Source organism: Methylophilus sp. 42 (assembly GCF_000384155.1).
Classification (GTDB): domain Bacteria; phylum Pseudomonadota; class Gammaproteobacteria; order Burkholderiales; family Methylophilaceae; genus Methylophilus.
This window is the reverse complement of sequence record NZ_KB913031.1, coordinates 1,412,270-1,423,453: the sequence shown is the minus strand read 5'-3', so window position 1 is coordinate 1,423,453 and position 11,184 is coordinate 1,412,270. Positions and strand designations below refer to the sequence as shown.

Annotated in this window: 12 protein-coding genes; all 12 read right to left on the bottom strand. The window is 50.7% G+C overall.

Annotated elements, in window-relative coordinates; translation table 11 throughout:
• Positions 1-645, bottom strand: coding sequence for an HAD family hydrolase (locus tag MET42_RS0107045; RefSeq protein WP_019882163.1), 645 nt, complete (start codon positions 643-645; stop codon positions 1-3).
• Between the two features lie 11 nt (positions 646-656).
• Positions 657-1,355, bottom strand: coding sequence for a bifunctional 2-polyprenyl-6-hydroxyphenol methylase/3-demethylubiquinol 3-O-methyltransferase UbiG (ubiG, locus tag MET42_RS0107040; protein ID WP_019882162.1), 699 nt, complete (start codon positions 1,353-1,355; stop codon positions 657-659).
• 35 nt (positions 1,356-1,390) lie between these two features.
• Positions 1,391-2,740, bottom strand: a complete 1,350-nt coding sequence (locus tag MET42_RS0107035) for a TRZ/ATZ family hydrolase (protein WP_029512358.1) — start codon at positions 2,738-2,740, stop codon at positions 1,391-1,393.
• Positions 2,741-2,844: 104 nt separating this feature from the next.
• Positions 2,845-3,936, bottom strand: a complete 1,092-nt coding sequence (locus MET42_RS0107030; RefSeq protein WP_019882160.1) for an OmpA family protein — start codon at positions 3,934-3,936, stop codon at positions 2,845-2,847.
• Between the two features lie 138 nt (positions 3,937-4,074).
• On the bottom strand, positions 4,075-4,782 hold the full coding sequence (locus MET42_RS0107025) for a (5-formylfuran-3-yl)methyl phosphate synthase (RefSeq protein WP_019882159.1): 708 nt from the start codon (positions 4,780-4,782) through the stop codon (positions 4,075-4,077).
• Positions 4,783-4,790: 8 nt separating this feature from the next.
• Positions 4,791-5,366: a DUF447 domain-containing protein gene (locus tag MET42_RS0107020; RefSeq protein WP_019882158.1), complete on the bottom strand. Its 576-nt coding sequence runs from the start codon at positions 5,364-5,366 to the stop codon at positions 4,791-4,793.
• 5 nt (positions 5,367-5,371) lie between these two features.
• Complete coding sequence (locus MET42_RS0107015; RefSeq protein ID WP_019882157.1) at positions 5,372-6,829, bottom strand: DUF6513 domain-containing protein; 1,458 nt, start codon at positions 6,827-6,829, stop codon at positions 5,372-5,374.
• A gap of 4 nt (positions 6,830-6,833) precedes the next feature.
• Complete coding sequence (locus tag MET42_RS0107010) at positions 6,834-7,421, bottom strand: flavoprotein (RefSeq protein ID WP_019882156.1); 588 nt, start codon at positions 7,419-7,421, stop codon at positions 6,834-6,836.
• A gap of 18 nt (positions 7,422-7,439) precedes the next feature.
• Positions 7,440-8,774 carry an adenylosuccinate synthase gene (locus tag MET42_RS0107005; protein WP_019882155.1) on the bottom strand — a complete coding sequence of 445 codons (1,335 nt, stop codon included), beginning with the start codon at positions 8,772-8,774 and terminating at the stop codon, positions 7,440-7,442.
• A gap of 42 nt (positions 8,775-8,816) precedes the next feature.
• A complete protein-coding gene (locus tag MET42_RS0107000) occupies positions 8,817-9,971 on the bottom strand; it encodes an ATP phosphoribosyltransferase regulatory subunit (protein ID WP_019882154.1) in 1,155 nt (384 codons plus the stop codon).
• 125 nt (positions 9,972-10,096) lie between these two features.
• Positions 10,097-10,276: a DUF2065 domain-containing protein gene (locus tag MET42_RS0106990; RefSeq protein ID WP_019882152.1), complete on the bottom strand. Its 180-nt coding sequence runs from the start codon at positions 10,274-10,276 to the stop codon at positions 10,097-10,099.
• A 33-nt stretch (positions 10,277-10,309) separates the two neighbouring features.
• Complete coding sequence (hflC, locus tag MET42_RS0106985) at positions 10,310-11,179, bottom strand: protease modulator HflC (protein ID WP_019882151.1); 870 nt, start codon at positions 11,177-11,179, stop codon at positions 10,310-10,312.
• Between the last annotated feature and the right edge of the window lie 5 nt (positions 11,180-11,184).

Genomic DNA, 11,184 nt, shown 5'->3' with positions numbered 1-11,184 from the left:
TTATAAATACGCGAGCAAATCCTGAGGCTGCTGGATGCAGCCATCGGCACCCCACGCCTGTGGGTTGTCAGTGCTTGCCAAATAGCCAAACAAGGCCACCAGCGTCTTCATGCCAGCCGCCTGGCCAGCTTGTATATCACGCTCGGCATCACCAATATACAACACGGTTTGCGGATCTATATTCATACGCTCGCAGGCCAGCAGCAGGGTTTGTGGTGAGGGTTTGGGTTGTGGCGCATCATCGCCACTGATCACGGCCCCGGCACGGACATCCAGCCCCATGTGGGCCACCATCGGCATGGTAAAGCGGCGTGGTTTATTGGTGACTATACCCCAACGCAAGCCGCGTTGCTCAATCGCCTGCAAGGCCTCGGCCATGCCGTCAAACAATACAGGCTGACGCGTCATCACTTGCGTATACAAGTCCAGATATTCCGTACGCATGGCTTCAAAATGAGCATCGGTAGGCAATAAGCCAAAGCCGACTTCAAGCAAGCCACGTGAACCATGTGAGGCATAAGGGCGTATGGTGGCATCCGCTAAAAAATCCAGGCCATGACGTTCACGTTGCAAATTCAGGGCGTAACCCAAATCCGGAGCGGTATCAACCAGCGTCCCGTCCAAATCAAACAAAACAGCTTGCATTTAACTTCCTGTCAGGCTTCTTTAATCGCGTGCAACATGTAATTCACGCTGGTATCCAGCGTCAGCGCATATTGTTTGCTGAACGGGTGGTAAGTCACACCGGTTTGGTGTTGTAACTCCAGCCCGGATTGACGCATCCATGCCGCTAATTCGGAAGGTTTGATAAACTTGCTGTAATCATGTGTGCCTTTTGGCAGCAAATTCAGCACATATTCTGCACCAACCACCGCCATCAAATAGGCCTTGGCATTACGGTTTAAGGTCGAGAAGAAAACATGACCACCTGGTTTCACCAAGGCGGCACAGGCACGCACAACACTGGCAGGGTCCGGTACATGTTCCAGCATTTCCATGCAGGTCACTACATCAAAAGCCTGCGGCTTTTCTTGCGCCAGAATTTCAACGGCGACATTACGATACTCAAGCACCACACTGGCTTCCAAGGCATGTAATTGCGCCACCTGCAGAGACTTCTCTGCCAGGTCGATACCGGAGACCTGGGCGCCGCGCTGCGCCATAGATTCGCTTAAAATACCACCGCCACAGCCCACATCCAGTACTTGTTTACCTGCAAGGTGCGCGCGACTATCGATATAATCCAGACGCAATGGATTCAGTTGATGCAATGGTTTGAATACCCCTTGCATATCCCACCACTGATGCGCCAACTCTGCAAACTTGTTTACCTCTGCAGCTTCTACATTCGCCATGCTCACTCCTTTTGCTTGATCTTTATTTGCTGCGATTAGCTATGCGCGGATTGCAGCTTGAGTTGCCACTGCAATGCAATAGACCGTAATTCTTCAGTTTCCATGCCTGCAAACTGGCTTTGACCCTCCACGGTGCGCTGATAACGTAATTCACCATCTACCCAGGTGTGGGTAACCTGCTCGCGCCCCGCGACGTAAACCAAATGCGAAATGGGATCAAAGCAAGGCAAACTGTTTAAATCGTCCAGCCTTACTGCCACCAGGTCGGCCTGTTTACCGACTGCAATACTACCAACCCTGTCTTGTAAGCCCAAAGCACGCGCACCATGCAGGGTAGCCATTTCCAATGCCTGATAAGCAGGCAAGGCTTCTGCATTCTGATCTGCGACTTTGGCAAGTAATGCCGCCGTACGCATTTCTTGCCACATATCGACGCGGTTATTACTGGCGGCACCATCCGTGCCCAAACCGACATTGATACCAGCCCTTAATGCAGCGGCGACCGGCGCAATGCCGCTGGCCAATTTAAGATTTGAACTCGGGCAATGGGCGATATGTGCACCTAATGTCGATAATGATTCGAGCTCTTGTGTTTCAAGATGCACACCATGCGCTAATACAGTGGCCGGGCCAATCACACCCAGTGCTCGCAAACGTTGCAATGGCCTCACGCCATATTGTTCCAGACTGTGCGCGATCTCGGCCTGTGTTTCGTGCAAGTGGGTATGAATACCGAGGTTTAGCTGTTCAGACAGGGTTGAGATTTGCTCAAAGGTCTGGTCACTCACGGTATAAGGGGCATGTGGCGCAAACGAGAAGCTGATATGCGGATCGGCTTTATATTGGTCCCGCACCTCGGTGCCTAGCCGGATGTAATCATTAGCTGTTGCTGCATAATTGGTCGGAAAATCTAATACAGTCAGACCAATATGGGCACGCATGCCTGCACGCTTCACCGCCTCAATCGTAGCTTGCGGGAAGAAATACATGTCATTGAAGGTGGTCACACCGCCACTCAACATTTCTGCACAGGCCAGCAAGCTACCATCATGCACAAACGATTTAGATACCCACTGCTTTTCTGCCGGCCAGATATGCTCATTGAGCCAGGGCATCAGTGCATAATCGTCAGCATATCCCTTTAACAGGTTCATGCTGCTGTGTGCGTGTAGATTAATCAACCCTGGAATCAATACATGCTGGGAGCAGTCAACCACTGGCCAATCAGCAGCCCATGCCGGGATATCAGTCTTGGGCACAATGGCTTTAATTTGCCCGGCCTCCACCAACACTGCATGCTGCTCTAAGAGGGTATGGTTCGCGTCTACGTTCGCATCTATGGGAATCACCCAGCGTGCTTTAATAATAAAGTGTGTATCAACCATTGCAGAATTATAACTGAGCCAGTCATGCAAAAGGCTGACTCAAAACAACAGGCATAAAAAAAGCCACGCTGACGCGTGGCTTTTTACTCAGAAGCTAGTTCTGATTATTGGCAACCAACTTGTTTGGTGCCTTCAGCGCGGATGTCAACGCGGCGGTTTGGTTGCAAGCAAGAAATCAATTTTTTGCTTACTTTTTTGCCATCGCATTGAACTACTGGCTCAGTTTTACCTTTACCTTCAGAAGTGATGATATTGCTATCAACACCTTGAGCGATCAGGTAATCAGCTACTTGCTTAGCACGACGCTCAGACAACTTTTGGTTGTAAGCGTCAGAACCGATACGGTCTGTGTGGCCTGTAACGATCACAGCAGTAATTTCTGGGTTAGCCTTGATCTTAGCAGCTGTTTCTTCCAGAACTTTACGGCCTTCTTCACGCAGGTTAGCCTTATCGAAACCAAACAGTTTTTCAGCACTTACTGTCACTGTTTCGTTTTGTGGCTTACATACTGGTGCTGGTACCGGAGCTGGTGCTGGTGCCGGCGCTGGTTCAGCGGCTGCCAATGGTGCTGGTGTTGGCTCTGGTGTTGGCTCTGCAACCACTGGTGCTGGTGCGCCAAAACGGAAGATACCACCCAGGTTAACCAAAGTATTACCAATCGTTTCGGTATCGCTACCTACGCCAGCAATATCAATTTTTGCACGGCTCCATTGATGACGCACATCAGCTTGAATACCAAACTTATCGTTAAACAAGTATTGAGCACCCAAACCTACATTGGCCATCCAGGAATTTTTCTTACCATCAATATCGGCACCAGGAGCAGAGTAATCAACATCATTACGTGCTGCGCCAAGACCTGCCAACAGGAATGGACGGAATTTTTCGCGGCTGAATACATACAATGCATCCAGACCTAAGGCTGTTTGTTTGTATTTACCACTTACACCGGCAAGATCATTATCAGCACGGTTGTAGCCCAAACGACCTTGAATGTCCCAGTGCTCGCTCAGCTCTTTACCGATAGACAGAAAACCGCCACGGCCATTGTCAGCTTCGAGATCATTGTCAGTGTTCATGTAGGTTGCACCTGGAACAACATACCAAGCGCCACGGTACATGTCTTCAGCTTGTGCAACTTGCGATGCAAACACAAATGCAGAAGCAATTGCCAAGCCTAAAAAACTTTTTTTCATTCATCGACTCCTTCGTTATTGGGCTTTTTTGCCACATCTTTGAAAAAACTTACAAATTGAACTATACGCAAAGGTCGCTACAGACGCAACCCTAAGCGCCATCTCAAAGGCGTATTTATTAGGTTTGAGACCAATTATTCAACAAATTTCTGACACTCTTGCAATCAGCGCGTGCACGCGTTCTGCCAATAAGCCTTGCGCTCTTTGTGCGCCTTCGCACAAACCACTGCGAAATCCCAGATAATCTGGCGCCAATATAGACAGCGGTTCGATATGCGCCAGCAATAATCCGCCAGCTATGCCGACGAATAAGCGTGCTGATTTTGCCGCCCGCACAAAATCAGCGAGCGCAGCGATAGGTACGATCTCTAGCAATGCGCGTGATTTTTGTGTCGTATCCACCATCACGCCCCAGTACCCTTGTTGCGCCAAAGCCTGTAGTCGCTGTTGCATATTGGCAGCCATCAGGCTGTCAGGATGCATCACAGCAATCAATTTAAGGCCCTGCGCAAGCAAGGCAACAATTGTTGGCTGGTAGAGAGATTCGGCCCAGATAGTTTCCGGCAACTTGATCACTTCAACCCCAATTTGCAGGCGGCTTGTAATCATCTGCCTGAGGTCATCGACCGTGCCACCGTGATCGCCCACCGTTGCGCTGATGACAATATCTGTCGCCGCGGTTTGTTGCCTATGCTGGAGAATCGCTTCAATAATCGCGGTTGAACGATCTATATCCAATGCCGCCAATGCACCATGACTGGTCTCTTTGAGATCGATTAATGGTACTCCGGCAGACAGCACGAGTTGTGCCTCGACAACGGAATTCACACTCACAAGTACTTGCATAGACTGACTCACGCTTGTTGCATGCCGCTTTGTTGCGCCAAGTGGTTGTTAACGCAATCGACCAGCCATTGCCAGGCTTCTTGCTCGCGTGGCCCGGCCGTTTTATCAATGGCGATTTGCAGATACTGCATTTCCTGGCTGATTTTTTCAACCGGCAACATATGCAAACGGCTGACCAGCACGGCTAATTCAATCACCGCTGCCTGCGCGCGGTTAAATCCCATAAATGGTGCGTGCGATGCACTTTCGACTACTTGCATCCACAATTTTGGACGTACATCATCCTCTTCAATCTGCTGCAAACTGAGTACATGATGCGCCAAACAATCTTTGAGCCTGACGCCTTGACCGCTAGCGATCGCCTCGGTAGCAAAGGCGGTTTTCCTGGCAATTGCCGCAGCAAACACGCGTACGTCGTCAGTTAGATTCAGGACAGCAAAGCCGGTCTGCAAGATATTCTGCAAAGTAGTAGACGGTTTAAAAGGCATGATGAGTACTCTGCCCTCATGCCATTGAATACCAAATGGTGCGACATGCACATCACCATCCACCGAACAGCTAGTCACTATCGTTTCATAAATCATGAAAATTATTCCGTGCCCGATGTAGGGCTATCAGGCGTTGTATTGTCATTAGATTTGGTGCGCGCGTTCTCCAAACGTTCCTGGATAGAGGCCTCGCGGTGGGCTACTTTGGCTTTCTTGTTTTGTTGCACCGAGGCCACGCCCCACTCCAGCAACTCGTCTTGTACATAGCGCTTTTTCAACTGCCAGGCGATTTGCGCGCGTGCCAGTTCAACGCCCAGGTAAAACGCGTGCGATGCGTCATCCTGCACGTTTAATGTCGGGTAAAAACGGTATGGGTCCGTGTCGTGCTGAATGCCATCCCGATTATAAACATGCACCCCCTGCTCGCTCACCATAATGCGAAAACTGGGGTCTTTGATCTGGCTCGCCATTGCCATGATTTCTTCAGCACTATAAGGGAACGGCTTGCGGTCATGTAAGCCAAGCAAACCATTCGAATAGCCGCGCGGCAGGCGCTTATCCTGGCTGGCACGATACATAACGCGGCGCGCCACATCTGCCTCAGCCACGGCTTCGCTGGCATGTGGACTCACTGACGTTGCCAGTACGGCGTTGATATTCAACTCACTGATCATGCCAAACAACAAGGCATTGACGCCGGTAGTATCGGCATCGGTCAGCTCGGTCAGGTTGCCTACGCCCATCATGATGGCAATATCCGGGTATTTTTTGCGCAATTTGTGATAGCGCACAATGGAGTCAGTCAGGCCAAAATGAATAGGATCCAGAATCGGGTCAGCAATAAAACGTCGGCCGCGCTTTAAGCAATGCTCAATCGCACGCTGCAAGCTGGCAAAACTGCCAGGTACTGCCGGAATTAAGATCGGCGTGGCCGCGACTTCATCAGCAATCCACAAATTCTTTTCATGCAAACTCAGCAGGTAATCGGCACCCGCCTTCCCCGCCGCCAGTAAGTCCTCATCGCGCATGGAATCTACACTGACCTGAAAACCTTGCGTTTTCAGTGCCTGTACTGCGTCTGTCATATGGGCAAAGGCTTTACCCGGCAGACAGCCCAGGTCGATAACGTCCGCACCCTGTTGCTGAAAATGGCTGGCCTTAGCCACAATTTGCGCAACAGTGAGGTCTGGTGCATCGACAATTTCAGCAAAAATAGTGACGCTATGTTGCGTCAGGTCTGGCGCTTTACCTTGCTGGCCAAAGTATTGTGGCAAATCTTTCAAGTCTTTTGGTCCTCGTTCCACCGGCACGCCCCATTGCGCCTCAAGCAGTGCCAAATCGCCCTGGCATAAGCCAGGCAAAATGACCTTGTCTATATTCTCCACTTTTGCCAGACGTCGTGCAATTAAAGGCGGCGTCATCAAAGCAGCAACAGACACGCCAATTTGTTTGACTTCATACTCGAAAGGAGACTGTTTACTGTCAGCCTGAATGGACTGCAATATTTGGCGCAGACTGTGTTCTGCCAGTTTTCCGGTGAGGAACAGCAGCCGTGTCATGGGTTTACTCTGTGAGCGTATCTAGCACCTGTATGCCATCGTGCAAATGCAGATCATGGCATGCAGCCAATCGCTGCATAATGGCATTTTGCAAAGCAGCCATATCCTCGACCACCGTGGTATCAGCAAACTGCTTTAACTTAGCCACGTTGTCGAGGTCAATCTGGCGCGGGAATACTTTTACGACATGATCGCGCGGCGCTTCAGATTCCAGCTCTGGGGCAGTATCACAAGCAAACAAAATGCTGTGTACACGTGTTTTACCCGCTTGCGCGAACAGGTTGGTCACCAGGCTGTCAGAAAATCCGTAGGCCATTTTGGCGATGGTATTAGAGGTCGCTGGCGAAACCACCAGTGTGTGATACACACCTTCATAAAAGCGCTCGACTGGCACACTGCTGGCCGTTTTGTCCTGATAGACCTTGTGACCCGTGGCTTCCAACGCGGATTGGAACCCGTATTGCTGGATGATTTCAGACGCAGCGCGACTGAGATAGATATCCACATCCTGCAAGGTTTGCAGAATGGCCAATGATTCACGCAAGTAGTGGCCAGAACCCGTAATTGCCCAGGCCAGTCGTTGTGCACTCATATCAACGGACTCTTATGCTTAAGCAAAAGGATGTTGCAGGACAATGGTTTCGTCACGCTCTGGGCCGGTAGACACAATCGCAATCGGCACACCGCACACGGCTTCCAAACGCTTGAGGTAATGCTGTGCATTTTTAGGCAGTGCATCCCACGTTTTTGCGCCAAAAGTCGTTTCAGTCCAGCCCGGTACAGTTTCGTAGATAGGCTCACAACGCGCGACATCATCAGCGCCGACTGGCAGCATGTCAACGATTTTGCCATCCAGTTTGTACCCGGTACAAATATCCAGTGACTCAATGCCATCAAGCACATCCAGCTTGGTAATGCACAGGCCTGTCAAACCATTGATACGGGCTGAGCGACGCAAAGCGGCGGCATCAAACCAGCCACAACGACGCTTGCGACGGGTCACGGTACCGATTTCCTGGCCTTTGTTAGACATCTGGTGACCAGGTGCGCCTTCGGTATCGATATCCAGCTCGCTCGGGAACGGACCGCCACCCACACGGGTGGTGTAGGCTTTGGTGATACCCAACACGTAATGCAACATATTGGCGCCGACACCGGTACCCGCTGAGGCTTGGCCAGCGATACAGTTGCTGGAGGTCACATAAGGATACGTACCATGGTCAACGTCGAGCAAGGTGCCCTGCGCACCTTCAAACAACAGGTGTTCGCCGCGCGCATTGGCGTCGTACAGAGCTGCTGAAATATCGGCCACCATAGGTTTCAACGCGACTGCGTGTTGCATGCTGGCGTCATATTGCTGTTGAAAGTCGACAGCCGCTGCGCCCAAGTAATTAGTCAATACGAAGTTATGGTAGTCCATGACTTCACGTAATTTTTCGGCAAAGCGTTCCGGATGGAACAAGTCGTACACACGCAAAGCACGTCTAGCGACTTTGTCTTCATAAGCGGGGCCGATGCCTTTACCGGTGGTGCCGATCTTTTTCTCGGCGCTACGCTTGGCTTCACGTGCCAAGTCAACAGCAACGTGATGTGACAGAATCAATGGGCAGCCAGGGCTGACTTTCAGGCGGTTTTTAACATCCAGGCCGCCTTGCTCCAAGGTAGAAATCTCATGCAGCAAATGCGTAGTATCGAGCACCACACCGTTACCGATATAGCAATTGACGCCATCACGCACAATGCCAGAAGGCACCAGATTGAGCTTGTACACTTTTTGTGCAGCCCCCTGACCAACGACCAAGGTATGACCAGCGTTATGACCGCCCTGAAAGCGCACGACGCCTTGGGCGTGATCCGTCAACCAGTCTACGATTTTACCTTTACCTTCGTCGCCCCATTGGGTACCAATCACAACGACGTTTTTTGCTTGCTTAAATTGTGTCATGTTCAATCAATATCTTGTAAAAACAAAAAAGGGTACGCTGTGTTACACAGCCACCACTTGCCAGTGGCCATCTACTTTTTGCAAAGTGCGGTCACAAGCCAATTCAGAATAGTTCACAGGCATATCGGGCAATGCTTCCACCACAATCTGCCCCTGAGAACGTAAGGTATCTATCAGTGACAATAATTCGGGTTCTGTAACCACTGGCGCCAGAATCCCTTTATGCAATGTTGCCGGGCCCAATGCTTGTAATGCGCCACGCAAATCCAGGCTAAATCCGGTTGCCGGACGCGCACGCCCAAATGCCGCGCCGACTTCGTCATAACGTCCGCCCAATGCGATCGGTCCTGCATAGCCTTTGGCGTATGCCGCAAACACCATGCCGCTGTGATAGTGATAACCACGCAGCTCGCTCAAATCAATGGTGACGGTGACATCATCCGTGGTCAGCGTTTTGGCCACGGCTTCCAACTCACGTAAAGCCTGTTCAATCTCTTCAGATTCTGGCAACACATCACGCGCTTGATCCAGCACCTCAATACCACCGTTCAACTGCGTCAGCGCAACAAAAGCCTGGCGGGATTTTTCAGGCAAATTAATGACTAACTGCTCTACCAATGTGATGTCTTTTGCCTGTAAAGCCGCCTGCAACGCCTGCTCCTGCTGTACACCCAACTGTGCCATATGCGAGAGGCTGGCAAAAACCGCTGCGTGACTCAGGTCTACGAACAAAGTGCGCATGCCTAACAACTGCAAGGCTTTCACCATCAGTCGCTGCACTTCAATATCGCTCTCAATCCCGGCGTGACCATACAGCTCAGCGCCCAATTGCAGTGGCTCACGTGTGCGTGCCAAACCATCAGGCTTGGTGCGCAGCACCGTACCGGCATAGCACAGGCGCGAAACGCCTTGATGGTTCAACATATGCGCATCGATGCGCGCGGCTTGCGGTGTCGTATCCGCGCGCAAACCCATCAGGCGACCGGTTAACTGGTCAACCACTTTAAAGGTCGCAATGTCCAGATCATGGCCAGTGCCGGTCAACAAAGACTCCACGTATTCCATCATCGGCGGCACCACATATTGGTAACCATGGACGCGGAACAAGTCCAGCAATTGTCGGCGATAAGACTCAAGACGCGCCGCTTCAGCAGGCAATACGTCTTCAATATATTCAGGAAGTAACCAATTATGCATCCCGTCATTATACCCGCAAACCCCTATCTAAAGCACGGCTTTAGCAATGGCGATCTTCAGGTCTTGCGTAGAAAACCAATAAAAAAGCACGCCATCATGCGTGCTTTTTTACTTCAAGCTGGTATTTAACGGTTCAGCCACAAAATAAGTATCCCGATCGCCGCAGAGGCAAAGCCAACAAAGCGTATCTGACCATCTTGCAACTGCAATAGCTTTTCAAATGTTTGACGCCATGCGCGCGTAAACAGCAATGGCATCAAACCTTCAATCAGCAACACTCCACCAATCAGCCACCACCAGTTCATCGACAAGTCAGCTAAGCAGCCACAGACAACAAGTTACTTCTTGCCACTGCTACGCATATATTTAAAGAAGTCAGAGCTTTGATCAATGACCATCACGTCAGACTTGCTCTTGAAGCTGTTTTTATAAGCTTCCTGGCTGCGGTAAAAAGCATAAAACTCGGGGTTTTTACCAAATGCCTGTGCGTAGACTTCAGACGCCTTGGCATCGCCCTCGCCCTTGACTTTTTGCGCATCACGGTAAGCTTCGGCAATAATCACTTCACGCTGCCTGTCGGCATCCGCACGGATTTTTTCAGCCGCTGCTGCACCTTGTGAACGCAACTCGTTGGCCACCGACTTACGCTCGGCCTCCATACGCTGATACACAGACTCACTCACCTCTTTTGGCAAGTCGACACGGCGCAAACGTACATCCAGAATCTGGATGCCCATCTGGCGACTTTCTTTGTCGGCACGCTGACGCAGAATCTCCATGATTTCGGAACGCTCACCAGATACCACATCATGAATAGTGCGCTTACCAAACTCGGCTCGCAAACCATCATTCACCATCTGCGACAGGCGACGCTCAGCTTGCACTTCATCCCCACGCACAGACACATAGTATTTGGACGGATCAACAATGCGCCACTTCACAAACGAATCCACCAAGACGTTTTTCTTCTCGCTGGTAATAAAGCGGTCTGGCTCTTCCCAGTTCAGGGTCAGAATGCGTTTGTCGTAATAGCGGATATTTTCCACCATAGGCATCTTGAAGTAGAGGCCGGGCTCGCTCTTTACGGACACGATCTCACCCAGACGGAACACCAGTGCATATTCACGCTGATCAACGGTATAGGCCGAAGAGGTAATGATCACCAGTAGAACAAACACCCCGATTAACAGACTTCCAATATTTCTCATATGTA

Coding starts and splice junctions, on each gene's coding strand:
- MET42_RS0107045 (WP_019882163.1), bottom strand. CDS start 645: ATGCAAGCTGTTTTGTTTGATTTGGACGGGACGCTGGTTGATACCGCT.
- ubiG (WP_019882162.1), bottom strand. CDS start 1,355: ATGGCGAATGTAGAAGCTGCAGAGGTAAACAAGTTTGCAGAGTTGGCG.
- MET42_RS0107035 (WP_029512358.1), bottom strand. CDS start 2,740: ATGGTTGATACACACTTTATTATTAAAGCACGCTGGGTGATTCCCATA.
- MET42_RS0107030 (WP_019882160.1), bottom strand. CDS start 3,936: ATGAAAAAAAGTTTTTTAGGCTTGGCAATTGCTTCTGCATTTGTGTTT.
- MET42_RS0107025 (WP_019882159.1), bottom strand. CDS start 4,782: ATGCAAGTACTTGTGAGTGTGAATTCCGTTGTCGAGGCACAACTCGTG.
- MET42_RS0107020 (WP_019882158.1), bottom strand. CDS start 5,366: ATGATTTATGAAACGATAGTGACTAGCTGTTCGGTGGATGGTGATGTG.
- MET42_RS0107015 (WP_019882157.1), bottom strand. CDS start 6,829: ATGACACGGCTGCTGTTCCTCACCGGAAAACTGGCAGAACACAGTCTG.
- MET42_RS0107010 (WP_019882156.1), bottom strand. CDS start 7,421: ATGAGTGCACAACGACTGGCCTGGGCAATTACGGGTTCTGGCCACTAC.
- MET42_RS0107005 (WP_019882155.1), bottom strand. CDS start 8,774: ATGACACAATTTAAGCAAGCAAAAAACGTCGTTGTGATTGGTACCCAA.
- MET42_RS0107000 (WP_019882154.1), bottom strand. CDS start 9,971: ATGCATAATTGGTTACTTCCTGAATATATTGAAGACGTATTGCCTGCT.
- MET42_RS0106990 (WP_019882152.1), bottom strand. CDS start 10,276: ATGAACTGGTGGTGGCTGATTGGTGGAGTGTTGCTGATTGAAGGTTTG.
- hflC (WP_019882151.1), bottom strand. CDS start 11,179: ATGAGAAATATTGGAAGTCTGTTAATCGGGGTGTTTGTTCTACTGGTG.